The organism is Enterococcus avium ATCC 14025 (assembly GCF_000406965.1).
Classification (GTDB): domain Bacteria; phylum Bacillota; class Bacilli; order Lactobacillales; family Enterococcaceae; genus Enterococcus_A; species Enterococcus_A avium.
This window is the reverse complement of sequence record NZ_KE136366.1, coordinates 347,862-373,284: the sequence shown is the minus strand read 5'-3', so window position 1 is coordinate 373,284 and position 25,423 is coordinate 347,862. Positions and strand designations below refer to the sequence as shown.

Here is a 25,423-nt window from a genome sequence, read left to right as displayed (position 1 = left end):
TTCACCTTCGATATTCACAATTTTTATTCATTAAACAATCGCCGCAAGCGAGTTTTTTTCGTCGCGGACGAGCTAATTTTTCATCAGTAAACAAACCGATGATTGCAGTAACTGATTTGCGAGGAATCATCAAAAAACTGTCGCTCAAATTGATGCCTACACGTTTTGTCGCATCTGTAACTGCTAAAAATTTCGCTTGTGTCTCGATTGGTAGATCTCCATAGCCGGGACTAAACCGACGATTTAAAATTAAGTGCTCATTAATCACTTCTTTTTCAATTTCGCACTCTGCTAAATCACAAATTTTTTCAATGTATTCCACACAACAAGCATCTAAAATTAAGGACTTGCTCATATCTGTCAATTCATATTTACGAATTTGCCGTTCTACTTCAATTCCTAAAGTTGCCGCCAATAAAGCCACCTTATTAGCATTCTTCAGATGATTGTATATGGCTTTACCTTCTAAAATCAAGTCCGTTCCCACTACTTGAATGCTTTTTTCTGTTTCATTGCTACGACAAGGAAAAATTAGAAACGTATAGCGAGGAACAGCAACATGTTTGATTTCCTCCATTAATTGTAGAATTTGAACATCCATTTCAGTGGTTAATTCTTGCTTGCTTCGATAACCGAGATAACGCAATATTTCTTTTTTATCCAAAACTATCTCCATCGTATAAATACTCCTTGTTTTACTACAATCTCACCGAACATTGCTTCAAGTTAAAATGAATCCTAGCGAAGCTATTTTTCTCACTTTCTCTTAACTAGTTATTCACTTTTCTTTAAAATTCTTATTCTAGAGAATAGCACAAAAAACACCGAATGAGTATCACTAATTGTGAAAAAATTCATAATATCCTAAAAGTATGTTGTTTAAAATTCTTGTGACTACTTAAGGATAAAAAAAAGAGGAAGAAATCGTATTCTTCCTCGCTTTTGTTTAGATATTTATCATAATCACAATATTTACGACCTGATCTTTTACGATCTGTTCTTTTTTCCTGATCTCTGCCTTGATTGGAAGTAAATAAGTTCCTTGTTTGGTATCAAACCAGATGGCCGTTCGCCATTCACTTTTTCCGATTTGAGCTATCACTTTCATGCGTCCCCAGCCCTCCTCTAACTCCTTGAACAGCTTTCTAATCTCAAAGGAAAGTTCCTTTGGGAGTATAACTAGCATCCAGCCAGGCATCTCTGGTGAAGAAGAATGATGACAGACCTTTGCTGAAAATTGATAGTTAATCCCTAGTTCCTTCATAGGCGAAACACCCCTTCTTCGTCTTTGAGAAAAGTGTAGCATAACTAATGCGACAACCGGTGTCAGTTTTCTACAAAAAAGCGATGCCGAAACAGCATCGCTTTTTTATGACTATATTGTAGTTGCTTTAAAAACTTCTTCTGAGGCATGGACAGCACCAGTTTTTTCTAAGACATGGGTTGCAACATCATTCATGTTTGTAATCAATACCATCATTGATGTACCTTTTCCAGCTTGTTTGATTTCAGCCAAATCAACAGAAGCGATCTGTGTTTCAGGCGTGACTGTTTGTCCCTCTTTTGTCAACACTTCAAATGGTTTTCCATCTAATTCAACCGTATTGATGCCCATGTGTAGCAAGACCTCTAATCCGCTGTCTGTCGTGATACCGATCGCGTGTTTTGTCGGGGAAATTGTTGAAACTTTTCCGGCAACAGGCGAGAAGATCGCACCATCCGTTGGCTCAACAAAATAGCCTTCTCCCATCATTTTTTGAGCAAAAACAGGATCTGCCGCTTCTTCTAATGGATGTACCGAACCTTGTGCTACTGCTGTAAAAATGTTTGTTGTATGAGCAGCTACAGGTCTGTCAGCTAATTCATTTGCTTCAACAACTGTTGTTTCTGCTAGCTTTTGCTCAGCCAGCTTATCTTTAGGAATACCGAAGAAATAAGTTGCTACGAAACCACCAGCATAAGCCGCTAACAAACCTAGAACATACCCCCACCAGCGACCATTCGCGATCAATGGGATCAACGCGACACCCGAAGGTCCGATTGCAATTGCACCGATACCTCCAAGAGCCCCTAGCACACCGCCTCCGATACCTCCACCGATACAAGCAGTGATGAAGGGACGACCTAGCGGCAACGTTACCCCGTAAATTAATGGTTCTCCAATACCTAAAATCCCCACAGGTAAAGCACCCTTGATCATTTCAGTTAATTCTTTATCCTTGCGTAGTTTCATCCAAAGAGCAAAAGCTGCACCGACTTGTCCTGCCCCAGCCATAGCTAAGATCGGTAACAATAATGTTTTACCAGTTTCACCGATCATTTGAATATGGATCGGCGTAAGAATCTGATGCAAGCCAAACATAACCATTGGCAAGAACAATGCACCTAAGACAAAACCAGAAAATGCTCCACCGACTGATAGCACCCAGTTGATTCCGCCTACCATACCATTAGAAATGAATCCTGCTAAAGGCATGATCAAGAAAATTTCTAATAGACCGATCACGAGTAAGGAAAGCATTGGCGTTATGATAATATCCACCGCATCAGGAATAATTTTGTGCAATTGCTTCTCAACAATCGATAACAACCAAACGGCAAAGATTACACCGATAATTCCACCTTGTCCAGCGGCTAAAGCATCACCTGTAAACAAGTTCTTGATCGGCGCTTCAGGATTCATCCCTGTTAACAATACGACAGCTCCGATAACTCCACCCAGTGTTGGGTTCGCACCGAAGACTTGTGCAGAATTTACACCTGTGAAAATAACTAGATAAGTAAACATTCCGTTTTTCAGTATGTTCATGACATCAATAATTTGCTGCCAATTCGCTGCATCAATAGTTCCGGCAGTTACTAAGTTCGTCAAAATCGCTGCAATCCCTGCAACTAAACCTGACCCCACAAACGCTGGAATCATCGGAACGAAAATGTTAGAAATATCTTTTAAAACTGCTTTGAAGGGAGAGTTCTTTTGCTTGGCTTTTTGTGCCGCCTTCATTTCTGCTGCCTTTGCATTGACTTTATCTTTACCAGAGCCTTGAGGGATTTCCTCACCAAGTCCGACACCGGCCATATCGACCATTTCTTTTGCGACCTTATTGACTTTTCCTGGACCGATGATGACTTGTAACTGCTCATCATCAACCACACCTAAGACACCTGGAATATTCTTCAATTTAGCCTGATCGACCTTACTATCATCACGAACGCTCATCCGCACGCGAGTCATGCAATGAACGACACTTTGGACATTCTCCATTCCGCCTGCACCAGCATATATTTTTTTAGCAATTTGGTTCAAGGTTAATTCATCTTTCGCCATTGTTCTTCCCTCCTAAATTGTCTTTTTAACAAATCCGTCAGCTCGGATTAGTTTCTCAGCGGCTTCTTCTTTAGAACTATCTGTCAAAATCATCACGATCGCTAATTTTACATTTTGTTCGGCTTCTGCAAAATAATGTGCTGCCGTTTCATAGTCAGCCTCCGTTGCTTGCATGATAATCCGTTTTGAACGTTCGACTAATTTTTCATTAGTTGGCTTCACGTCTACCATTAAGTTGTTATAGACCTTACCAATTCCAATCATGCTAATAGTTGAAATCATGTTCAAGATTAATTTTTGTGCTGTTCCTGATTTCAAACGAGTAGAGCCTGTTAAGAACTCTGGTCCGCAATCGACCTCAATTGGCAGATCCGCATGTTTACTGATCTCAGCACCTTTATTACAGGAAATTGTTCCAGTGGCAGCTCCGATTGAACGAGCATAATCTAATCCGCCGATGACATAAGGTGTCCGGCCGCTGGCAGCGATTCCGATAACCATGTCATTTTCAGTCAAATGCAAATCTTTTAAATCCTGTGCACCTAAGTCTGCGTCGTCTTCTGCTCCTTCAACAGCTACTGTCATAGCCTGTTCCCCACCTGCGATCAAGCCAACGACCATTTCTGCCTCAACACCGAAAGTTGGTACACATTCTGCCGCATCCAAAACGCCTAAACGTCCGCTGGTTCCTGCGCCCATGTAAATCAAACGGCCATCCTTTTTGAAGGCGGTGATTGTTGCTTCAATTACTTTTTCAATTTGTGGTAATTGTTCTGCTACTGCATCTGGTACATTATGATCTTCCTGATTCATCAATTGCACGGCTTCTGCCACACTCATTTCATCTAAACCAAAAGTTGTTTCATTACGTCGTTCTGTTGTTAAGTTTTCTAAATTAATCATTCTTTTCCACACTCTCTATATAAAATTTCTGTCCTGCTTTAATATGATTGATTAAAGCCTGATCCTCAGCGATCACCTGTCCTACAACGTTTACTTTCTCATCGGCAGGCAGTGCTCGCTTCACAATTTGAATTTCCCCCATGTAGCGCAAATACTTAGCATTATCAATCGTTACAGCACCAACATCCCGTTTCCTAACCGATAGCGGCTCGACATTCGGGATTTTTTTGAATCGAGCTTCAGCACTGCGAATGACATCTCGAGCTTCATCTTGACGATTGATGTGTGTACCTAAAACATACTCAATTTGCTTATCAAATGCTTCCACTCTTAGTTTTAGCGCTTCTTCTTTTATATAGAAAGAAAATTGTCTTAAGACCTCTTTTGATAACCCGCTGTCACCGATATAAACTTTATCAGTTTCGTTTGATAAATCTAAAGCTGCTGCTAAAGGATGCATTCCGCGATGCTCTTCCAGAGTTGGGAGTCCTCGGTACAGTGGACCGCGCAGCTTTTCATCACCTGGAACAAACCCTTGAATCGTAAATCCATAAGCCTTCAACCATTGGTTTTTCTCGTGATACCAATCCTTGTCTAAAGCGGTTTCAGGTCTTGGATAATAGTTGTGCCAAGCTTCTAGATGATCAAAGTCCGCATTTGCTTCACGTAATTCTTGGATGTCTATCTCAGTAATCGTCGAAGCATTCAATGCAATGGTCATTTCTTGAGATAATTCAGCAATCTGTTGATTACTAATGTGATAATCCATTCGTAATCCTGTCACACCAATTTCTTTAAGCTCTCTCAAATGCTTAAAGGAAAAACCTGCGCGATCCAACGCTTCACCAGAGATATCAACCATCAACTCTAATTGATAGGTTTTGGCGATAGATCCTAAATCAGTCAAGCGCTTACGATATTGCGATGCATCATCTTCCGGGATATGCAAGGACGTGAAAATACCAGAAAAACCGTATTCTGCCATTTCCTTTATATACTGTGTTGTATCCCTTGTTAATCCTTCATTTAAGAAAATTGAAAATCCAAACATCAGCTTCCTCCTTTTGGCTAGGAAAATATCTGTTTCCTAAGTTGTCTTACAGTCTTGTTTTACAGGAGATTCTAAAATCATCACTCCCTGTGAAAACCATTTCAACTTTATGAAGTGATTATAAACGCTAACAGTACAAAATGCAATACTATTTCATAATTATATATATACTGATGAAATATCATTTCGTAATTGAGCGCCTAATCCGTCTTTTTACGGCTTTTTATGTATACTAGTCAATGGAACTTGAAAGGGGAATTATAGATATGAAAATCGCAATTGCTGGAGCAGGTGCTATGGGGAGTCGCATCGGATTGATGCTTCATCAAGCTGGCAATGAGGTCATTTTAATTGATCGCTGGCCGGATCATATTAACGCTATACGTGAAAAAGGATTGATCGGAGAATTTGAAGATCATGAGGTAATTGCTCATCTGCCGATTTATTCACCCGAAGAAATCGTAGAGGATCATGCCAACGTTGATTTAGTCGTTGCTTTAACCAAATCGATGCAGCTTGAAGCAATGTTTCAGGATATACAGCCAATCATCGGTAAAAGCACGTTCGTCTTTTGCCTATTAAATGGTTTGGGACATGAAGAAACTCTGTCAAAATTCGTGCCAAAAGAAAATATTATTTTCGGTACAACCACTTGGACAGCTGGTCTAGCCGGTCCTGGTCATGCAAAACTTGTCGGGACAGGTAGTATCGAAATGGAAAATTTAGATCCGAAAGGAAAAGCTTTTACTTTGAAGGTCTTGGAAGTTTTTCAAAAAGCAAAACTAAATCCCATCTATAGTAATAATGTGCGCTACTCCATTTGGAAAAAGGCCTGTATCAATGGTACTCTGAATGGATTATGTACAATTTTAGATTGTAATATCGCTGAGTTTGGTTCACTAAGTGTAGCTAGAAATTTCATTGAAACAATTGTCGGTGAGTTTGCCGCAGTCGCTAAAGCTGAAGGAATTGAACTAAATCAAGCACAAGTCATTCAAGCGATCGAAGCCACTTATGATGTCAAAACACAAGGATTGCATTTTCCATCAATGTATCAGGACTTGATTCGCAATCATCGGAAAACAGAGATTGACTATATCAATGGTGCCGTTTGGCAAAAAGGCAAGAACTATCAAATCGATACACCCTACTGTGCCTTTTTGACTCAACTGATCCATGCCAAAGAAGAATTGTTGAATGCAAAATAAAAAAGCGCCTTTGCGCTTTTTTATTTTGAGTCCATATTTCTATTTTCTTCCAATAAAGAATGAAACCACTGCAACAACAATCACAGCACCAATAATAGAAGGAACCAGTGCCATACCTGCTAAGCTAGGGCCCCATGAGCCAAGTAAGGCTTGACCAATTGCAGAACCTACTAAACCGGCAACAATATTAGCGATCCATCCCATTGAACCACCTTTTTTAGTAATTGCTCCAGCGATTACACCGATCAATGCGCCAATAATTAATGTCCATAACCAACTCATTCTTCTCTCCCTCTTTCTATATAAAATAATTACTCTATTATGTTACAAATAAGATTCCTTTTTTCCTATTATCTTGCTTGAAAATCAATAGTTTACTTTTATTAAACACTATAAAAACACTATAGAATCAGCATTTATGGCTATTTCGTTACTAATTTCATAAATTTCCTAAGCTGAGAAAAAATTGAAAGGAAAAACAGTAAAGTATTAGAAAATGAAGATTTTCAACTGATTTAATTAACGAAAAAAGTTTTAACCGCTTATTTGATCAAATTTCATTTAATTTAGCTTATAAAATAACTAACACTAGCCATTTATAGCTGCTAAATGAAAATAAAATGAAATATTTTTCATGAAAGTAGAATTGTCAGAATATTTTGGTATTATAGTCAAATAATTATCAGAATATTTCAAATCTACAAACTATTCTATCTATTATTGAAACGAGGCATTCTAATGGAAAATAAATTACAAAAACAAATGACCTCTCGTCACATCATGATGTTGGCGTTAGGCGGCGCGATTGGCGCAGGATTATTCAAAGGCAGCGGAGAGGCGATCGGAATTGCTGGTCCTTCCGTAATCCTGGCCTTTCTACTAGGCGGTTTAGTTCTCTTTATTGTGATGAATGGACTGGGACGTTTAGTCTTGGACAGCGACAATGTTCAAGGTTTGTCAGGAATCATCAAACCTTTCCTTGGCGAAAGAACGGCTGATTTTATTGATTGGTTGTACTGGTCCTTATGGATGGTCAATATTATCGCTGAAGCAGTTGCGGCAGCAAGCTTTATGCAGCTGTGGTTTCCACACGTTCCCTCTTGGGTATTTGTGCTAATCCTAGCTCTACTGACTACGTTAATCAATTTGTACTCTGTTCGACTATTTGCAGAAACAGAGTATTGGTTAGCTTTCATCAAAATCGCTGTTATTATAATTTTGATCGTTTTTAGCGCTTATTTAGTCGGACGTGAGATTTTTGATATTGGTTTTGTCGATACGATATCTCGCATGAACAGTCACGGTGGCTTCACACCTCATGGATTAAACGGTCTTGTCAATTCTCTTCTCGTCGTAATTTATTCTTATGGCGGTTCTGAATTGATCGCAATTACTGTTAGTGAAACAGAGAATCCTAAAACAGCAATCCCTAAAGCCATCAAAGGTGTAATGGGAAGAATTATCTCTTTTTATATTGTGCCGATGGTCTTGCTTTTGATTATCTATCGTTGGGATACTTTGGCGTCAACTACTGCTAGCCCGTTCGTGATGGTCTTTCAAAAAATGCATATTCCGTTTGCTATTGACATTGTAAACTTTGTAATTGTGTTAGCTCTATTTTCTTCGATCAACTCAGGTGTCTACGCTTCTTCTAGAACGCTATACTTCCGAGTGAAAGAAAATGCCGGCTTTACTTCAAAGTTAGCTGTTTTGAATAAGCATCAAGTACCTCAACGTGCCGTTTTATTCTGTACAGGTACTCTTTACCTTGGAGTCATCTTGTCCTATTTTCTAGGAAATAAGTTGTTTAATTATTTGGTGGGGTCATTATCGTATTCCGTTTTACTAACTTGGTTACTAATCAGTGTGGCAGTCTTTGTATTGGCCTTAAAAAAAGGGACAAAGGCCGAAAAATTCTTTAGTGGATTAGTAATCCTTGTTTTGGGATTAATCTTCGTTGGCATTCTGATGAATAATCCAATTGGAGTAACACTTTTTACCGCATGTATCTACTTAATCATTCTTTTCAGCTATCGTAAAAAACAGTCAGCTACAGTTTCTGAACACATCTAAAACTTGTCGTATCGATCTATTCTGGATCGATGCGACTTTTATTTTACACGTTATGGAAAGCATGCTTTACATAAACAACATTGTGCTTTATACTATAAATGTAAAGTAAACTTTCCTTAATCAAATACTTTATAGATTGTTCCTTTACGGGAGGAGGAAGAATAATGAAGAAGACAAAAGAACTATTGATCACTCTAGCAGGTGTGACGTTGATCGGTGTAGGTTTCTATTTAATAAAAACAGTTGATAATTCTCAAGGTATTATGAAAACTTTACCTTATCTTTGCATCGGATTAGGATGCGGTTTATTTGGAAATGGAATCGGAGACTTCGTCAGTAAAAAAACAATCGAAAAAAATCCCAAACTAGCTAAGCAAGTTGAAATCGACACGAAAGATGAACGAAACGTAATGATCGGAAATATGGCCAAAGCAAAAGGTTTCGATATTATGTTGTATATTTACTCTGCGTTATTATTAACCTTCGCTTTAATGGGCATCTCCTTTAACGTCATAATTCCGATGGTTATTGCTTACCTTTTCGTTATTGGGTACTATCTATACCACCTCACAAAAATTCAAAAAACGCTTTGATTCATTTAAATGCAAAAAACGAGCAGGATACTGAGTTCCGCTCGTTTTTCTATTGGAATGAAATTTCTTTTTTATTGATTTACATATACAAAAAAGACGACCTTCATGATCGCCTTCAATAAAAAATTATTTTTCTTCACTGACCATGAATTTCGCAACAAATGCAGCAATCACAGCTCCTAATGTTGGTGCTAGTAAGTATACCCAATAGTGTGATAAAGCACTGCCGCCAGCAAAAATAGCTGGTCCTAAACTACGAGCAGCATTCAATGACCCACCAGTTAAATTTAAAGCAACGATAATCAAGAATGCTAACGTGATACCGATGGCTAACGGAGCCATTTGAGCATTGCCGTATTTTTCACTCGTAACCATTAAGATTACGAATACGAATAGGAAAGTGATTAATGTTTCTACACCAAATGCTTGAGCAGCACTGATGTTAGGAAAATCCGTTTGACCAAAGCCGTCGCTAGGTAATTTTAGCGCATGAACATAAATAAATAAAATTGCTGAAGCTACAATCGAACCTAATGCTTGGGCGATGATATAAAAAATCCCATCCTTCACTTTTAGACGTTTGTTGATCATCATTGCAATAGATACACCGGGATTGAAGTTTCCTCCTGAAATACCACCCACAGCATACGCCATAATCGTGATCGCCAAACCAAAAGCTAAACCAATCGTCAGCGTGCCACCTTTAGCAACAACGACTGTACCAGTTCCTAGAAAAACTAGCATAAAGGTACCTAGAAATTCTGCTAAGTATTTCTTCATTTTCATAACACATCCTTTACAAAATCATTGAGATTCAAGTTTAGTTAATTCCCAATTTTTTGTAAAGTGATAAGAATAGCCTCTTATTTTTTTCTCTTTTTTGCTAATTAACTGAAATTTTTTTTAGATAAAAAGCGTTATTTCATTAATTTTCACAATACAATGAAAATCAATGAAAATAGAAAATCCCTCGAAAATTCGAGGGATGCACTTGCTAGACCAATTCAACTTCTACATCGATGTTTCCCCGCGTTGCTTTTGAATAGGGACAAAATTCGTGTGCTTCTTCAATAATTTTTTGAGCTTCTTCTTTTTCTACTCCAGGTAATGAAGTTTCCAAAATCACTCCGATTTGATAACCGCCGTCATCTAGTTGATACAAGGATACACGTGCCTTGACTTCTGCATCTGACTCAAGATTGTGTTCCTTCAACATATGATGAACTGCACCGTTGAAACAAGAAGCGTAACCCGCCGCAAAAAGTTGCTCAGGGTTTGTTCCTTCTGCGTGAATAGAAGGTGGCTCAATCTTCATTTTCATACTACCGTTTGGCGCTTGAACATCGCCAGTACGCCCGCCGTGGTTAATCATTGCTGTTTCATACATTTTTTTCAAAAAGCATCAGTCCTTTTCTTCTTCTTGATTAATAGTCTACGCGTTATTACTTGATGATACAAAGATATTGCTCAAAACTTGAATGTTTTAATTCAACAAAGATGCATTTTTGGTAAAAATGACAAATTATTTGTAAACGATTACAATAAAATTGTTTAGTGCTATAATTTATTACGAAGGGAGGTTTGTCTTTGAAAAAGTTTTTTTCGATTTGTCTCGTTACATCGTTCTTGCTTGTTGGGTGCAATCGTGGTCCATCACAGGAATCTAATAAAAGTTCTACCAGTGAAGCGAGTACAACAGAAAGCTCAGAACGTAGTAAAGGCTCATCGAGCTTCACATATTCAGCAGCATCCTTGTCCGGTAGTTCAAGTAGCCAGTTATTTTCTTCTGAATCCACATCTACTAAACAGTCTGAGGTGGATACCGTTACTGCTGATGAATTCGGTGGGTATGCGACCTTCTATTTTAATGGTATCAATGTACCTGATTCAATAAATATTAACACGAACACAAACCAAATCACTTTCAATGCTGATACCAATAATGAGACCGTTTATAATTTTAGGATGCAAGATGTCCCAGTAAAATCAATCCGAATATTTTCAGCAGAGACAAATGAATTTCGAACAGTTAAGGTGAGTACCATGCTTTCGATTGGTATTCAGATATCTGGTGCAACAAATAGAAACAATCAATCTGGAAATCTATACTTATTCCATAATAAACATGGCAGACTTTCTTTAGCTACACCGAATTATGCTGGAAACGTCCCAGCAGACCAATCAGATGTTATGCTAGAAGTTCTACAATAAAATACATTTATTATTGTTAGCCGAGCATTTCAATAGCTCGGCTTTTTTAGCTTCACTGTTAAAAGCATCATTTAATTCGTATTTTTTAAACTACTCATCACATATAAAACAAGGTTCTCTCATTCCGTGATAGAAGCAAAAATATGTTCACTTCATTATTGTTTTCACGCTTCACTGTGATCGAAAAAATGTTCCTTTAAGCAAAAAAAAGAGAGACCTGAAATCAGATCTCCCTTTGAATAATCAAAAGTGATTATTTTAATGTTACAGATGCGCCAACTTCTTCTAAAGCAGCTTTAAGTGCTTCAGCGTCTTCTTTAGATACATCTTCTTTAACTGGTGCAGGAGCGCCATCAACTACAGCTTTAGCTTCTTTCAAGCCAAGACCAGTTGCTTCACGAACTGCTTTGATAACTTTAACTTTTTGATCGCCAACAGCTGTTAATTCAACAGTAAATTCTGTTTGTTCTTCAGCAGCAGGACCTGCAACAGCGCCAGCAGCAGCTACAGGAGCAGCAGCAGTTACGCCAAATTCGTCTTCGATAGCTTTAACTAAGTCGTTTAATTCTAAGATTGTCGCGCCTTTAAGTTCTTCGACAATGTTTTCAATGTTCAATGCCATTTTAAATTTCCTCCGTTTAGGTAAGTTTTTTTAGTTTATATTTTATGCAGCGATTAAGCTACTTCTTCTTCTTTTTCTGCGACTGCTTTCACAGCGTAAGCCACGTTGCGGACTGGCGCTTGAAGGACAGATAATAGCATAGAAAGAAGTCCATCGCGGTTCGGTAGTTTTGCAAGAGCAGTAATTTCTTCGATAGAAGCTACTTTTCCTTCAATGATACCGCCTTTGATTTCTAGTTTGTCAGCTTTACTAGCGAACTCGTCGATAATTTTAGCTGGAGCAACTACATCCTCATTACTAAATGCTACTGCAGTAGGTCCTGAGAATACTTCTTCTAATCCGTTCAAGCCAGCTTTTTCAGCAGCACGAACCAAGATAGAATTTTTGATAACTTTCATTTCAACGTTAGCGTCGCGTAATTGTTTACGTAAATCAGTCACTTGTTCTACTGTTAAACCACGGTAATCAACGATAACGGCTGAAGCTGCTGCGCTGAATTTTTCAGTGACTTCATCAACGATAGCGGCTTTTTTAGCGATTGCTACTTCACTCATTATATATTTCACCTCCTGATTTTGATGGAAGAGCATTTTTTACTAAAAGCAAAAAAATACCCTATGCCACCGTAGACATAGAGGGACTATTGAATGTTCTCAATAAACGTCCTCGGTAGGAAATTAAGACTTGCGTCACCTACTGTCTTCGGTACAGTTAATATTTAACCTCGACTAACTTATCATAGATAAGCTAGCCGAGTCAAGTACTTTTCTAAAATTAATTAGATAGCAGTTTGTTCAACATGGATACCAGGTCCAAATGTTGTTGTCATTGAAATGTTTTTGATGTATTGACCTTTAGCAGTCGCAGGTTTTGCTTTTACTAAAGTTTCGTTGATTGTGTTAAAGTTTTCAACCAATTTCGCATCGTCGAATGATACTTTACCGATTGGCACATGAACGTTACCAGCTTTATCAACACGGTACGTTACTTTACCAGCTTTAACTTCTTCAACAGCTTTTGTAACATCCATTGTTACAGTACCAGTTTTAGGGTTAGGCATTAAACCTTTTGGCCCAAGCACACGGCCTAATTTACCAACTGTAGCCATCATATCAGGTGTTGCCACAACAACGTCAAAGTCGAACCATCCACCTTGGATTTTTGCAACCATGTCGTCGTCGCCAACGAAATCAGCGCCAGCGGCTTCAGCTTCTTTTGCTTTTTCGCCTTTAGCGAATACTAAAACAGTTTGAGTTTTACCAGTTCCGTTTGGAAGCACAACTGCTCCACGGATTTGTTGGTCTGCTTTTTTAGGATCAACGTTCAATTTATAAGCAACTTCAACCGTTGCGTCAAATTTCGCGAAGTTAATTTCTTTTGCCAATGCTACTGCTTCCGCAACTGGGTAAGCTTTAGTAGTATCAACTTTTTTTAATGCATCTTGCATTTTTTTGCTCTTTTTAGCCATTTTGTTTCCTCCTTGATGTGGTTATAACGGTAGAACCTCCCACGTGTTCCGTATCTTTAGATAGGGAGCCAACTGAGAAGCTACTTTCTTGGGTACAACGACAATTATTCGACAGTGATACCCATGCTTCGTGCAGTTCCTTCAACCATGCGCATTGCTGACTCAACGTTAGCAGCGTTTAGGTCTTGCATTTTCAACTCAGCGATTTCTTTTACTTGATCGCTAGTAACTTTTGCAACTTTGTTTTTGTTTGGTTCGCCTGATCCTTTTTCGATCTTCGCTGCTTTTTTCAATAATACGGCAGCTGGCGGTGTTTTTGTGATGAATGTAAATGAACGGTCTTCATATACAGAGATCACAACTGGAATGATCAAACCTGCTTGATCAGCTGTACGAGCATTGAATTCTTTTGTGAATCCCATGATGTTGATACCCGCTTGACCTAGTGCAGGACCTACTGGGGGAGCTGGTGTTGCTTTCCCTGCAGGAATTTGCAATTTAACTAATTTTTCTACTTTTTTTGCCACGAGACATACCTCCTTGAGTCCGTGATGTGGTTAATTGGAGATCAAAATTTCTCCTCCCACTTTAAAACGTGTGCTCAAAGACACACTTTGGTATCATATCAGAATTCTTCAACGAACGCAAGAAAAAAATTATCTATTCGAACTTTTCTGACAATAATAAAACGCTTCACAAACCCTTTAACTATTATGAGAATAACAAAATAAATTATTAATCTAACTATTTTCTGAAAGCGTATATGTTACACTATGGTCGACTTGATGAGGACTTTCATCGGATAATTTAGGGAGGCTTAAAATAATGGAAGTATTAAAATATCGAAGTGTTTTTGACATTATTGGTCCAGTGATGGTTGGACCAAGTAGCTCACATACTGCTGGTGCTGCACGAATTGGAAAAGTTTGCCGAATGATTTTCGGTGAGCGTCCGGACTCTGTAGAGTTTGATTTGTATGAATCTTTCGCTAAGACTTATCGTGGACACGGGACAGATATTGCTTTAGTAGGTGGAATTTTAGGAATGGAACCTGACGATCCTCGCCTATCTGATTCATTGAAAATTGCTCACGAACAAGGTATGGAAGTGCTATTCGTTCCCAAAAAAGAAATCGCCGATCATCCGAATACTGTTACCTTGCGCATGATTAAAGGTGATTTAGAGATGTCCGTTACTGGTGTTTCAATTGGTGGCGGGAATATTCAAATCACTGAAATGAACGGCTACAGTATCTCCCTTGGTATGGGGAATCCAACCTATATCATCATTAATAAGGATGTGCCTGGTCTTCTTTCTCGTGTATCTACCATCTTTATGAAACACGGCTTGAATATCGGAAAAGTTACAATGACTCGTAAAACACGAGGCGAAAACGGCATTGTTTTGTTAGAAATTGATGATACACCAGATGATCCAGAAGGGTTAAGACAAGAGATTAAACGTGAAGACGATGTGCTGAGCGTTACTTATTTCAAATAGCATAGGAGGAATTGTCATGTTTTATTCAATCCAAGAGCTTGTAGAACAAGCAAAGGATTATCCGACTGTCGGCGAATTGATGATCGCGACTGAAATGGAGTTAACTGATCGAACTCGTGAAGAAATCATTGCGTTAATGGAACGCAATCTAGAAGTAATGGAAAGTTCAATCGAGGAAGGCATTCAAGGAGTAACCTCCGTAACCCGGATTACTGGGGGCGATGCTAAACGTATGAACGATTATATCGAAAGCGGCAAATTCATGAGCGGCGAAACGATTTTGAAAGCCGTTCGTAACGGGATAGCGGTCAATGAAGTCAATGCTAAGATGGGCTTAGTTTGTGCCACCCCTACTGCTGGTAGCGCCGGCGTACTACCTGGTGTTTTAATGGCGGCACGAGAAAAACTAAATTTGACTCATGATGAACAGATTGATTTCCTATTTACAGCTGGTGCGTTTGGTTTAGTAATGGCAAATAACGCCTCAATCTCTGGTGCTGAAGGCGGATGTCAGGCCGAGGTCGGTTCTGCCAGTGCCATGTCAGCTGCGGCCTTAGTTACTGCAAATGGCGGCACACCTGAAATGGCCGCAAATGCACTTGCCATTACCTTAAAAAATGTGATGGGACTCATTTGTGATCCCGTTGCCGGTTTAGTTGAAGTGCCGTGTGTTAAACGAAATGCGATGGGCGCTTCTCAAGCATTTATCTCCGCAGATATGGCGTTAGCCGGCATCCGCAGCGTCATTCCACCGGATGAAGTGGTAGAGGCAATGTATAAGGTTGGGCGTGCAATGCCGCAAATTTTCAAAGAAACTGCAGAAGGCGGCGTAGCAACCACTCCAACTGGGTTACGTCTACAAAAACAAGTCTTTGGCGAACCAGAAAAGGCTACCGTTTAAAATAATGAAAAGCAGCTGATTGCCAGTCAGCTGCTTTTGTTATTTCATCAATCCTTCGTGAATTTTATCTAAGTTCCACTTCATCATGCTATAGTAGCTATCCCCTGGCTTTCCTTTTTTAGCTAATGAATCAGTGAATAAATCGCTATAAATCGGCAGATCAACTTCTTTTGATAACCGTTCCATGCTGCGTCTATCAACACTCGTCTCAACAAACAATGAAGGGACTTCCGATGCACGTACCTTTTCGACGATTTGTTTCATTTGTTCTGGTGTTCCCTGACTTTCCGTATTGATTTCCCATATATAAGCTGCAGTTAAATCATAAGCCTTTGAAAAATACTTAAAAGCTCCTTCACTGGTTACTAACAACTTTTTCTCAATGGGAATATCGGCAAATTTTTCTTTCGCTGAAGCATCTAGTTCTTTAAGCTTTCTAATGTAAGCTCCCGCATTTCTCTCGTAATCCAATCGATTATCAGGATCTTGATCGCTCAAAACAGCTTGGATTTGCTTCACATATAAAATCCCGTTAGTGATATCCAACCAAGCATGTGGGTCTTCTTGCTTACTGTTACTGGTCAGGTGAATTGGTTCAACTTCTTTACTGACTGCAAAATAGTCTTTATTCTCTTTTTTCTTAGCCGTGTCCATTAATTTGTCAAACCAGCCATTACCTGTTTCTAAGTTCAGGCCGTTATAGAAAACAACATCTGCTTCGCTGGTTTTTTTTATATCTTCTGGTAACGGCTCGTACTCGTGCGGATCTGTCCCAACTGGTACGATACTGTGAACACTCACCTCATCTTTTCCGACCTCTTTGATCATATCTGCAATGATCGAATTTGTCGCGACTATAGATAGCTTCTTTGAGCTATTTTTCTCAACATGTTCACTACTCCGTGACCCACAGCCTGTGAGTAGAAGTAAACCGACCATACCTGCAAAAAATATTTTTTTATGCTTCATACATACGTTCCTTTCTTACTTGTTGAATCAAGCCTTTACTTGGTGAAAATAAAAATGCTGCGATGAAAAAGATCGCCGCTGTCATCACAATCGTTGCGCCTGACGGAAGATTGTAACTATAGCTGAAATACAAACCGATGATCGCACTAAAAACACCAAATGCTGTTGATAAACCAACCATGATAGAAAGCTTATTGGTTAACTGGTAGGCTGTAGCCGCTGGTGTGATCAGCATCGCAATGACTAGAATCGTACCAACTGTTTGCAATGACGTTACAGCGACTAATGTCAGCAGAAACATCAAGCCATAGTTAATCAAGCTGATATTCCAGCCATAAGATTGCGCCATCGTTGGAGCAAAGGAAGTTAGTTTTAATTGCTTATAAAATAGCAATACCGCTAAAACAACGATTATCATAACAAGCGCTGTCAGATACATATCTGAATCACGAACTGCTAAAACATTGCCAAAAAGAATATGATAAAGATCTGTTGCACTCCGAGCAAAAGAGATCAGAATGATTCCTAAAGCAAAAAAGGAACTAAAAACAATTCCGATCGCGGTATCATTTTTTAGACGACTATGTTTTCCGACAAAGCCGATCAATGCTGCTGAAAAAATTCCAAAAAAAGTCGCGCCAATGATATAGCTGCTCCCTAACATATAGGAGATCGCTACCCCTGGTAAAACCGCATGAGAAATCGCATCTCCCATTAATGACATGCCTCTGAGAATGATAAAAGAGCCAATCACACCCGCAGATATGCCCACCATAATCGAGGTAATCAATGCGTTTTGTAAAAATTGGTATTCCATTAGTCCTTGAAAAAAATCATGAAGCAAAGTCCGCACCTCCCACTCTTAACATTTGTGTAATTTCACTGCCGTAAGTTCTTTCCATATTCTGCGATGTATAAGTTTGAGCGACTGGTCCAGACGCAATCAATCCTTTGTTCAATAAGATCACCTCATCAAAATAATCCGTTATCTTATGGAGATCATGGTGGACGATCACGATCGATTTTCCTTCATCCCGCAATTCCTTAAGTAATTCGATAATAATTTTCTCACTAGTTGCATCAATCCCGGCAAAGGGCTCATCTAATAAAATCCATTCCGCCTTTTGCGCCAGTGCTCGTGCAATAAAGACTCTTTGTAGCTGTCCGCCCGATAGCTCACTAATTTGCCGTCCTGCATATTCAGACAGTCCAACCTTCCTCAAGCATTCTAGGGCAAATGTCTTCTCTTTTTTTCCTGGGCGTTGAAATATTTTTAAATGCGGATAGGTCCCGAATAAAACTACCCCAAAAACATCAATAGGGAAACTCAAATCAATGTCTTGACGCTGCTCTACATAGGCAATTTTTTCCCGCTGTTTATTAAGTGGCTCAGTGCCATAATAAATTCTGCCTGATTGTATTTTAATCAATTGCAGTACCCCTTTCATTAAGGTAGATTTTCCGGCACCATTAGGCCCGACGATTCCTGTTAATTTCCCAGCAGATAGTTCCAAATTCACATGCTCCAATGCAATCTTCCCGCGATATGCAACCGAAAGATTTTCGATACGAATCGTTTCCATTTCTATCCCTCTTTTCTATTTTAGGCTAACCTAATATTTTAGTTAATGATAAGCTAAAAAGAAGGCGTATGCAAGAAAAAAGAAAAAAACTTCACCAAGAAGAGGTTTTTCTTGGTGAAGCTTTCATACTAATTATTTTGTATCATGTAGTCTTGTATTTTTTACTTCATTGATCGTTTTAGTTCCAGCAAGTTGCATTGTGATGGAAAGCTCTTTGTTCAAATGATCAAAAACTGATTTCACACCTTCAGCACCGCCTAAATTTAACCCGTAAATGACTGGTCGACCGATTGCTACTAGGTCAGCCCCACTGGCCAAAGCCTTGAAGACATGTTCACCGCGACGAACACCGCTATCAAATACGATCGGTACACGCTTGTTTACAACGCCAGTGATCAATGGCAATACGTCAAATGATGCCGGTCCGCCATCTAGTTGACGACCCCCATGATTTGAAACCCAAATCCCGTCAGCTCCAGCTGCGATGGCAACTTCGGCATCTTCTGGTGATTGAATCCCCTTCACGAAAACTGGCAAGCTAGTTAAGTCTTTGATTTTCTTGATATCTTCAGGTACTAAACCTTGTTTAGCCGCTGCATAGATTTCTGCGATACCTTTTCCTTCACCATCTCCGCTAGCACTTTTAGCGCTATAAGCAGCTAAGTTAGGCATTGGAAGCGGAAATTGGAATTTATTAACAATATCTTCTTCGCGATATCCGCCAAGCGTAGAATCTGCTGTTAAGATAATTGCTTTTGCTCCAGCTTTAACAGCTTTTTCTAAGATGAACGCATTAAAGCCATCATCTTTACTCATATACAATTGGAAAAATTGAGGTGCATTGGGTGCTGCAGCCGCCGCATCTTCAATCGTTGTATTAGCATAGGTACTGATCGAAAAGATCGAACCAGCATCAGCCACTCCTTTAGCGGTATCAGCTTCACCTTTTTCATGAGCTAATCCTTGTGCAGCTGATGGCGCTTGGATAATTGGAGTTGCCAAATCCATGTCCCAAAGTTTCGTACTTAAGTCAGCATGATCAATTCCTCGCAAAACCCGAGGCATAATTGTTTTTTTATTAAATGAAGAGGTGTTTTCTTTCATTGTCCATTCATCTTCAGAACCGCCACGAATATAACCAAACGCACCTTTTTCCATGCGTTCTTTCACCCGACCTTCGAGTGAAGCAATATTCACGATTTCAATTGGATGTTCTTCGTTACTTGCTTGATAAGTCATGATAAATCCTTCTTTCTTTTTAATACAAGAATTATCATAATACTCTTACAAAAAGTAAGCAAGTAACTTGTCTTCTATTCCAGCCTTACTCAGATAAACCGGAACGACCAACAGAGACTGCTTAATTCCACAAAAAATCCGCGACAGTTTTATCAACGTCAAGATTCTCATGTAATTGACTATGCTGGGCATTTGGGCCAGTAAAAATTTGATATTTGATAGGATTTCTATGATCTTTCAATAAAGAAAATGTTGCTAATGCACTATGGAGAGGAACAGTCCCATCTGTAACTGTCTCCTGATTTATTTTCCCAGCTAATAATAATATCGGCAATTTATTAGGTACATTAGCAATGCCATTCTGATAATCTATGTATCTGCCGGCTTTTACACTTGGCCCGTTTCTTAATATATCATCAATCGATTCAGATGATTCTGTAAAATCATTAAATGGCGCTCCGATTGAAATAAATTTGTTTATCGTCGAAGCATCTTTTGGTTGACCATAGGTTGTTAAATAGCGCAGTGAACTAACACCGCCCATCGAGTGTCCAACAAGATTTACTTGCTCCACTCCCTGTTGCTTTAAATATTTTAAAACCGTATAGATCCATTCCGTTTGATTCCATTCAGTATCTTTATTGGCAGTAAACAAGACTTGGATAGTTGGATTATCCTTTTTCTTACTCAGTTCACCATCAACCTTTAAAGAACTATCTGATTGAACCGTAATCAGCATTTCCTTCGTAGTTTTCCTTTCGCTTGAAAGTCGCTGGATCATCCCACCAAAGGAATTAATGGTCCCCCCATAGCCGTGAATAAAAACGGTTGGCACCGCGCTTTTCTTAAAAGCTGGATCATCCTTTTTTTGGGTTAATGCTGATGCTTGTGTTTTTTCCACTTCTTTTGTTTGCTTGCTTCCACAACCAACGAGCAATAAAACGGTTAGTCCTGCAACAATGCTCAAGAATACTTTTTTCATTCTTTCAACTCCACTTCACTATGACATATTTATGGCGTGTTTCACTCTACTATAGTTTTAAAGGTCGTATAACTCAATGACACGCTTAGAAGTTAGCGGAAATTTAGCAATTGTACCGCTTGTATCTAAAAAAACATAAAAAAGCCAAGGCAGCTGCCTCGGCTCGTAGATCTAAATTTTATCAACTTGATCGAAATCTAACTCAGTACTTGTTTCGCGTCCGAACATGTCAATGTTCGCTTTGATTTTATCACGTTCTTCATCAATTTCAGTGATCACACCTTCAAGACCGGCGAAAGCACCTTCGATGATTTTCACTGTTTCGCCAACTTCTACTTCAAGATCGTGTTGACGAGTACTCATACCTAATGATCGTAAGATATGATTGATTTCCTCTGGCATCAATGGTGCTGGTTTACTTCCGGCACCGTGGGAACCAACAAACCCTGTTACACCTGGTGTATTACGTACAACATACCAAGAATCATCAGTCATGACCATTTCTACTAACACATACCCAGGAAATGTTTTATGAACGATTTCTTTTTCTTTACCGCCCTTAACTTCTGTTTCCTTTTCTTCTGGGACAACTACACGGAAAATATAGTCTTCCATCCGCATACTTTGCGCACGTGATTCTAAGTTTGCTTTTACTTTGTTTTCATAGCCGGAATAAGTATGCAACACATACCATTGTTTTTCAAAAGATTCCATTTTCGCCATCGGCTCCTCGTTCTAAAATAAAAAAACCTCAGCAGACCCAAGGTTTTTTCTCACAAATAGTATAACATGCTTTTTTTGAATTGGCTACTAGCGAATGATCAAATTGATCAGTGCTTGAATCGCTGTATCCATGATGAAAAACATCAAAGCAAAAATGATTGCTGTCTCAATAACGACCAATGAATCATGGCGTAATTGTTTTTTTGAAGGCCATGAAACAAGCTTCATCTCTTCTCTTACACTACGTAAAAAATTCAATTAATTCTCCCCCTATTTCGTTTCTTTATGTATCGTATACTGATTACAATGTTTGCAAAACTTATTAATCTCTAAACGCTCTCCGCGCTTGCCTTCGCTCACTGATTTCGTGTAGTTCCTTGAACCACAGACAGTGCAGGCTAGAGCCGCTTTTTTTGTTGCCATAGCGATCTACTCCTAATTCCTATTAATGTATTCATTTTTCTGGTGAAACAAGAATGATAACCTCATAAAGTCACAGACTAACATTATCATCTATCCTTTTTGCTGTCAATATTTCATAAACATCACAGTCCTTTCTTCAGTACTTAAATAATCAATTGGAATTGTTTCCAAAATAAATTTCTTTATCAGGTAGAATATGATAATATGATGAAAGAATGAATAGCTTTATTGGAGGGTTATTGGATGTTATTAAAAAGTCTCGTTTATCCCAAAGAGAATTTGACAACGATCAACGAATCAACGACATTGCAAGAGGCATTGGACATATTGGAAGGTACTGGATTTCGTTGTGTTCCGATCCTTGATGAAAGTGATCAAATTTTCCGAGGCAATATCTACAAAATGCATATTTACCGGCACAAGGCAAATGGCGGCGACATGGATCTCCCAGTCACTCATTTGCTGAAAAATGCGACAAAATTTATTTCGTTAGATACTTCTTTTTTTAAAATCTTTTTTACGATTAAAGAATTACCATATATTACCGTCTTAGATGAGGATCATCATTTTTATGGGATTCTCACTCACAGTACCTTATTAAATATGCTCTCGCAATCTTGGAATATCCAAACAGGTAGTTACGTAATCACCGTTGTATCTACTGGAAAACGTGGAGATCTGGCAGCCATGTCAAAGATCATCTCAAAATTTACAACGATCGCAAGTTGTATCACGTTAGATGTTGGTAAAGATTTCAAGGGGCGGCGTACTTTGTTCACCTTACCTGCTGGTGTAGATGAAAATAAAATGAATCAAATTATTGATCACCTTGAACGTAAACATTTTGAGATTCAAGAAGTTGAAGCTTTGTCTATGCAAGACTAATTTTTCAAATAGAAATGGCGATCCTGATAATAGGACCGCCATTTTTTTATAGTTGATTTGCAAAATGCAAACGTTTATTTAGATAGTACATAATTGGTGCCGAGATCGTCATGATGATCGCTTCACTCAATGCCGTCCAACCGTACGTTGGCCAAAAAGGTAGTTGGGCTGTTAGATTCAGCATCAATGCAATTAAAAACATGCTGGCACTGAAGAATACAACATTTAAAGCTAAACGAATCTTTGTATTTTTTATGACATTTTGTAAAACAGCTGTCAACGTTAACGCCAACAAAGTTTGTCCGCCGCCAAAAACGACATCGAGCCAGCCCATACCAAAAATCGCATTGTAAACGACAACTCCGCCAAAAATGCCCCATAAATATTTTCGATTAAACACAACTAAATGATTTAAACTTTCTGAGATACGAAATTGAATCGCTCCTGATGCAACTGGCGACACTAAAATTGTCAAAGCCAAATAGAGCGCCATAATAATCCCATTGGTCACTACAACAGTGACACGCTTTCTTTCCACCATATTCATAATTGTCCTTCTTTCTCCGAGTTTTTTTAAAGCGGGATGGTTGATGAACCGCTGTAAACCTTTTACAGCATACGTTTTTTCAGAATATAAGTCAACTCTGGAATCTATTTTGATTAGTTTATCAAAATGGATTCTTTCGAGCTTCAGGTGGTACAATCAAGTTGTAGAAGATACTTTTTTCGAAAGAAGGGTGAACGGTATGTTAGGTATTGACAATGAAATTGTCGAATTATATAAAAAGGCGCAACGAGATGGCGAAGCTGTTATCAAAGATCGCTGGTCTCATGGAAATTACGGGTGTTGCAGTACACGAGCCCCATTAATAGAAAAATATAGAATAGAAAATACTGAAACCCATATCTCGCTTTATCTTTGGAGTAATTTAGTAGTAGATATAAAAAAGAGCAACAAAGCAGCCTTTGTAAATCAAAATTATCAAGCAACAAATTATGATCAAAAAGTCATCGACTGGTTTATTAACCAAGCATTGAAAGCTTAGATGGCTAGAATTCTTTTCATAGGATTTTTTTGCATGTTCGTTTGATAAAAAATGGGTCAATTTTCTACTGTTCCTTTCGTTACTCTGTTATAATCAGTCTTTGAAAGGATCGAGGACATGAATTTTCATTATCATATTTTAATCAATCCCGCAGCCGGTAGCGGTAACGCGGAAAAAACAGCAGAAAAAATCATCCAATTACTCGATGAAGGAGACTATACATACACACCTTATTATACGGAAGGGCCTGGCGATGAAAAAGAGATTGTTGACCGGCTAACCAATTTGCTAAGCCCTTGGTCAGAGACTTGCGAGAAGGATCACATCGACAATTCGTTTCACCTGTTAGTGGTGATTGGCGGTGATGGCACACTCCATCAAGTGGTCAATGAATTCTTTGCGTTAGGTTTGCAACTTCCTGTCAGCTATATTCCTGCTGGTTCAGGAAATGATTTTGCTCGAGGAATTGGCTTATCGCGTGAGCCAGAAAAAGCCTTTGAACAGATTACCTCCGCATTAAAGCCACAACCGATTAATGTTTTCCATTACGAAGAAAAAATTCGCGAAGAGCAAGGAGTCATTTTAAACAATGTCGGGATCGGTCTAGATGCATTAATCGTTGCGACAACGAATGCCTCTACGTCAAAAAAAGTATTGAACAAGTATCATTTGGGCTCAGCCTCTTATGCCTTGTATCTAGTAAAAGCGATTTTCACTCAAAAGACGTTTCCAATTCTCGTAGAATTAAATGGCCAAACATTGAGCTTTGAGCGTACTTTTTTATGTACGACCACGAACATCCCTTATTTCGGTGGTGGAATAGCGATCGCGCCAATGGCTGATCCAAAAAAAGAGACGATTGATCTAGTCGTCGTAGAAAAACCGAATCTCCTAGCTATTCTGCGTTTCTTAATTCAGCTAGTACGGAAAAAACATACAGAAAACAAGCACTACAAACATTTTACTAGTAGTAAAATCCGAATTGTTTCGGTTGTACCGCAGCATGGTCAAGCTGACGGAGAAGATATGGGAGAACGCTCCTTTGACATGAACTTCTCGACCGCCACACAATATATTTGGTATGCAGACAAAAGGACTGAAAAATAAAGCCACTGCTTTATTTTTGGTTCTATAATATTTTGTGTTGGTGGAAAATCGAAGGCGATTTTCTACTAACACTTTTTTCTTCGTTTCAACTCAAAAAGAGACTCACTTTTGGTAAAATTTAGTCGACCAAAACGTCACCCTACCAAAGGAGTCTCTCAATGGATAATCATACTAGAAAATTACTCGGATTAACAGATAAACATTTATTTTTTGATGAAGAATGGCTGATTGAAAAAGAATATAAAGGCGTTCAAGCGCAGTTTATTAAAGGAAAATTGGATGACTCTCCTTCCTGTTGTGAACACTGTCGATCGGTTCGTATTATCCGCAACGGTTCCTATACGACACGCACTCAGATGTTGAAAGTCAAAGAAAAGTTAACTATTTTAGAATTAAAACGTACCCGTTTTCTCTGCCATGATTGTGGACGGACCTTTTCTGCGAAAACGGACTTAGTTGATGAACATCATCAACTAACAAAGGAACTGAAGCAGGCGATTCTCATGGAACTGTACGAAAATCAATCACGTAAACTAATCGCTAAGAAGTACTTCGTCTCGGATGGGACGGTGACACGGATCTTGCGTGAAGCAACGAAGCATTACCAG

Annotated in this window: 31 protein-coding genes and 1 other annotated feature; of the genes, 10 read left to right on the top strand and 21 right to left on the bottom strand. The window is 38.9% G+C overall.

Features of this window, described 5'->3' with window-relative positions:
• Nucleotide 1: 1 nt before the first annotated feature.
• From OMU_RS19300 to OMU_RS19280, 5 genes are all read right to left on the bottom strand, one after another.
• A complete protein-coding gene (locus OMU_RS19300; RefSeq protein ID WP_016181541.1) occupies nt 2–676 on the bottom strand; it encodes a vitamin B12 dependent-methionine synthase activation domain-containing protein in 675 nt (224 codons plus the stop codon).
• 270 nt (nt 677–946) lie between these two features.
• Complete coding sequence (locus tag OMU_RS19295; protein ID WP_016181540.1) at nt 947–1,264, bottom strand: DUF1905 domain-containing protein; 318 nt, start codon at nt 1,262–1,264, stop codon at nt 947–949.
• A 111-nt stretch (nt 1,265–1,375) separates the two neighbouring features.
• A complete protein-coding gene (locus OMU_RS19290; protein ID WP_016181539.1) occupies nt 1,376–3,328 on the bottom strand; it encodes a glucose PTS transporter subunit IIA in 1,953 nt (650 codons plus the stop codon).
• Nucleotides 3,329–3,340: 12 nt separating this feature from the next.
• Nucleotides 3,341–4,231 (bottom strand): N-acetylmuramic acid 6-phosphate etherase, encoded by an 891-nt coding sequence (gene murQ, locus OMU_RS19285; RefSeq protein ID WP_016181538.1) that lies wholly within the window; start codon nt 4,229–4,231, stop codon nt 3,341–3,343.
• Nucleotides 4,224–5,282 carry a DUF871 domain-containing protein gene (locus OMU_RS19280; RefSeq protein WP_016181537.1) on the bottom strand — a complete coding sequence of 353 codons (1,059 nt, stop codon included), beginning with the start codon at nt 5,280–5,282 and terminating at the stop codon, nt 4,224–4,226. Before OMU_RS19280 ends, murQ begins: the two co-directional genes overlap by 8 nt.
• A gap of 266 nt (nt 5,283–5,548) precedes the next feature.
• On the opposite strand from OMU_RS19280, the gene OMU_RS19275 reads away from it, so the two are divergent.
• Nucleotides 5,549–6,490 carry a 2-dehydropantoate 2-reductase gene (locus OMU_RS19275; protein WP_016181536.1) on the top strand — a complete coding sequence of 314 codons (942 nt, stop codon included), beginning with the start codon at nt 5,549–5,551 and terminating at the stop codon, nt 6,488–6,490.
• 39 nt (nt 6,491–6,529) lie between these two features.
• Here the strand turns inward: OMU_RS19275 and OMU_RS19270 are convergent, their stop codons facing one another.
• On the bottom strand, nt 6,530–6,772 hold the full coding sequence (locus tag OMU_RS19270) for a GlsB/YeaQ/YmgE family stress response membrane protein (RefSeq protein ID WP_016181535.1): 243 nt from the start codon (nt 6,770–6,772) through the stop codon (nt 6,530–6,532).
• A gap of 456 nt (nt 6,773–7,228) precedes the next feature.
• Here OMU_RS19270 and OMU_RS19265 point away from each other — a divergent pair, with 456 nt between their 5' ends.
• Entirely contained in the window at nt 7,229–8,563 is a 1,335-nt protein-coding gene (locus OMU_RS19265) for an amino acid permease (protein WP_016181534.1), read from the top strand.
• Nucleotides 8,564–8,727: 164 nt separating this feature from the next.
• On the top strand, nt 8,728–9,156 hold the full coding sequence (locus tag OMU_RS19260) for a DUF6442 family protein (protein ID WP_016181533.1): 429 nt from the start codon (nt 8,728–8,730) through the stop codon (nt 9,154–9,156).
• A gap of 126 nt (nt 9,157–9,282) precedes the next feature.
• Here the strand turns inward: OMU_RS19260 and OMU_RS19255 are convergent, their stop codons facing one another.
• Nucleotides 9,283–9,936, bottom strand: coding sequence for an MIP/aquaporin family protein (locus OMU_RS19255; protein ID WP_369905586.1), 654 nt, complete (start codon nt 9,934–9,936; stop codon nt 9,283–9,285).
• 214 nt (nt 9,937–10,150) lie between these two features.
• Nucleotides 10,151–10,552, bottom strand: coding sequence for an organic hydroperoxide resistance protein (locus tag OMU_RS19250; RefSeq protein WP_016181531.1), 402 nt, complete (start codon nt 10,550–10,552; stop codon nt 10,151–10,153).
• A gap of 191 nt (nt 10,553–10,743) precedes the next feature.
• Here OMU_RS19250 and OMU_RS19245 point away from each other — a divergent pair, with 191 nt between their 5' ends.
• A complete protein-coding gene (locus OMU_RS19245) occupies nt 10,744–11,367 on the top strand; it encodes a hypothetical protein (protein ID WP_016181530.1) in 624 nt (207 codons plus the stop codon).
• A 253-nt stretch (nt 11,368–11,620) separates the two neighbouring features.
• Here the strand turns inward: OMU_RS19245 and rplL are convergent, their stop codons facing one another.
• From rplL to rplK, 4 genes are all read right to left on the bottom strand, one after another.
• Nucleotides 11,621–11,989: a 50S ribosomal protein L7/L12 gene (gene rplL, locus OMU_RS19240; protein ID WP_016181529.1), complete on the bottom strand. Its 369-nt coding sequence runs from the start codon at nt 11,987–11,989 to the stop codon at nt 11,621–11,623.
• Nucleotides 11,990–12,042: 53 nt separating this feature from the next.
• Entirely contained in the window at nt 12,043–12,543 is a 501-nt protein-coding gene (gene rplJ / locus OMU_RS19235; protein ID WP_016181528.1) for a 50S ribosomal protein L10, read from the bottom strand.
• Between the two features lie 43 nt (nt 12,544–12,586).
• Nucleotides 12,587–12,713, bottom strand: a sequence feature (ribosomal protein L10 leader region).
• Between the two features lie 54 nt (nt 12,714–12,767).
• On the bottom strand, nt 12,768–13,457 hold the full coding sequence (rplA, locus tag OMU_RS19230; RefSeq protein WP_016181527.1) for a 50S ribosomal protein L1: 690 nt from the start codon (nt 13,455–13,457) through the stop codon (nt 12,768–12,770).
• 104 nt (nt 13,458–13,561) lie between these two features.
• The gene (rplK, locus tag OMU_RS19225; RefSeq protein WP_010739820.1) at nt 13,562–13,984 is read right to left on the bottom strand and encodes a 50S ribosomal protein L11; all 423 of its coding nucleotides are present in this window, start codon (nt 13,982–13,984) and stop codon (nt 13,562–13,564) included.
• A gap of 298 nt (nt 13,985–14,282) precedes the next feature.
• On the opposite strand from rplK, the gene sdaAB reads away from it, so the two are divergent.
• Nucleotides 14,283–14,957 carry an L-serine ammonia-lyase, iron-sulfur-dependent subunit beta gene (gene sdaAB / locus OMU_RS19220; RefSeq protein ID WP_010746470.1) on the top strand — a complete coding sequence of 225 codons (675 nt, stop codon included), beginning with the start codon at nt 14,283–14,285 and terminating at the stop codon, nt 14,955–14,957.
• 16 nt (nt 14,958–14,973) lie between these two features.
• The gene (gene sdaAA / locus OMU_RS19215) at nt 14,974–15,858 is read left to right on the top strand and encodes an L-serine ammonia-lyase, iron-sulfur-dependent, subunit alpha (protein ID WP_016181526.1); all 885 of its coding nucleotides are present in this window, start codon (nt 14,974–14,976) and stop codon (nt 15,856–15,858) included.
• A gap of 39 nt (nt 15,859–15,897) precedes the next feature.
• Here sdaAA and efaA read toward each other — a convergent pair whose 3' ends face one another.
• The 8 genes from efaA to rpmG form a co-directional block, all read right to left on the bottom strand.
• Entirely contained in the window at nt 15,898–16,827 is a 930-nt protein-coding gene (efaA, locus tag OMU_RS19210; RefSeq protein WP_016181525.1) for an Mn/Fe ABC transporter substrate-binding lipoprotein EfaA, read from the bottom strand.
• Nucleotides 16,817–17,671 (bottom strand): metal ABC transporter permease, encoded by an 855-nt coding sequence (locus tag OMU_RS19205; RefSeq protein ID WP_016181524.1) that lies wholly within the window; start codon nt 17,669–17,671, stop codon nt 16,817–16,819. Before OMU_RS19205 ends, efaA begins: the two co-directional genes overlap by 11 nt.
• Complete coding sequence (locus OMU_RS19200; RefSeq protein WP_227132457.1) at nt 17,661–18,416, bottom strand: metal ABC transporter ATP-binding protein; 756 nt, start codon at nt 18,414–18,416, stop codon at nt 17,661–17,663. Before OMU_RS19200 ends, OMU_RS19205 begins: the two co-directional genes overlap by 11 nt.
• Before the next feature lie 126 nt (nt 18,417–18,542).
• Complete coding sequence (locus tag OMU_RS19195) at nt 18,543–19,649, bottom strand: lactate oxidase (protein ID WP_016181522.1); 1,107 nt, start codon at nt 19,647–19,649, stop codon at nt 18,543–18,545.
• A gap of 121 nt (nt 19,650–19,770) precedes the next feature.
• On the bottom strand, nt 19,771–20,631 hold the full coding sequence (locus OMU_RS19190; RefSeq protein WP_016181521.1) for an alpha/beta fold hydrolase: 861 nt from the start codon (nt 20,629–20,631) through the stop codon (nt 19,771–19,773).
• A gap of 171 nt (nt 20,632–20,802) precedes the next feature.
• Nucleotides 20,803–21,345 carry a transcription termination/antitermination protein NusG gene (gene nusG / locus OMU_RS19185; RefSeq protein WP_034876867.1) on the bottom strand — a complete coding sequence of 181 codons (543 nt, stop codon included), beginning with the start codon at nt 21,343–21,345 and terminating at the stop codon, nt 20,803–20,805.
• A 96-nt stretch (nt 21,346–21,441) separates the two neighbouring features.
• Entirely contained in the window at nt 21,442–21,612 is a 171-nt protein-coding gene (gene secE / locus OMU_RS19180; protein WP_010746478.1) for a preprotein translocase subunit SecE, read from the bottom strand.
• A gap of 12 nt (nt 21,613–21,624) precedes the next feature.
• Entirely contained in the window at nt 21,625–21,777 is a 153-nt protein-coding gene (gene rpmG / locus OMU_RS19175) for a 50S ribosomal protein L33 (RefSeq protein ID WP_010739830.1), read from the bottom strand.
• A gap of 243 nt (nt 21,778–22,020) precedes the next feature.
• On the opposite strand from rpmG, the gene cbpA reads away from it, so the two are divergent.
• The gene (gene cbpA, locus OMU_RS19170) at nt 22,021–22,662 is read left to right on the top strand and encodes a cyclic di-AMP binding protein CbpA (RefSeq protein ID WP_016181519.1); all 642 of its coding nucleotides are present in this window, start codon (nt 22,021–22,023) and stop codon (nt 22,660–22,662) included.
• Between the two features lie 46 nt (nt 22,663–22,708).
• Here cbpA and OMU_RS19165 read toward each other — a convergent pair whose 3' ends face one another.
• The gene (locus OMU_RS19165; RefSeq protein WP_016181518.1) at nt 22,709–23,209 is read right to left on the bottom strand and encodes a QueT transporter family protein; all 501 of its coding nucleotides are present in this window, start codon (nt 23,207–23,209) and stop codon (nt 22,709–22,711) included.
• Nucleotides 23,210–23,408: 199 nt separating this feature from the next.
• Between OMU_RS19165 and OMU_RS19160 the strand changes: the two genes are divergently transcribed.
• The 3 genes from OMU_RS19160 to OMU_RS19150 form a co-directional block, all read left to right on the top strand.
• Entirely contained in the window at nt 23,409–23,708 is a 300-nt protein-coding gene (locus OMU_RS19160) for a hypothetical protein (RefSeq protein ID WP_016181517.1), read from the top strand.
• 117 nt (nt 23,709–23,825) lie between these two features.
• On the top strand, nt 23,826–24,815 hold the full coding sequence (locus OMU_RS19155; RefSeq protein WP_016181516.1) for a diacylglycerol/lipid kinase family protein: 990 nt from the start codon (nt 23,826–23,828) through the stop codon (nt 24,813–24,815).
• 158 nt (nt 24,816–24,973) lie between these two features.
• On the top strand, nt 24,974–25,423 hold a 450-nt coding region (locus OMU_RS19150; RefSeq protein ID WP_016181515.1), incomplete at its 3' end, for an ISL3 family transposase.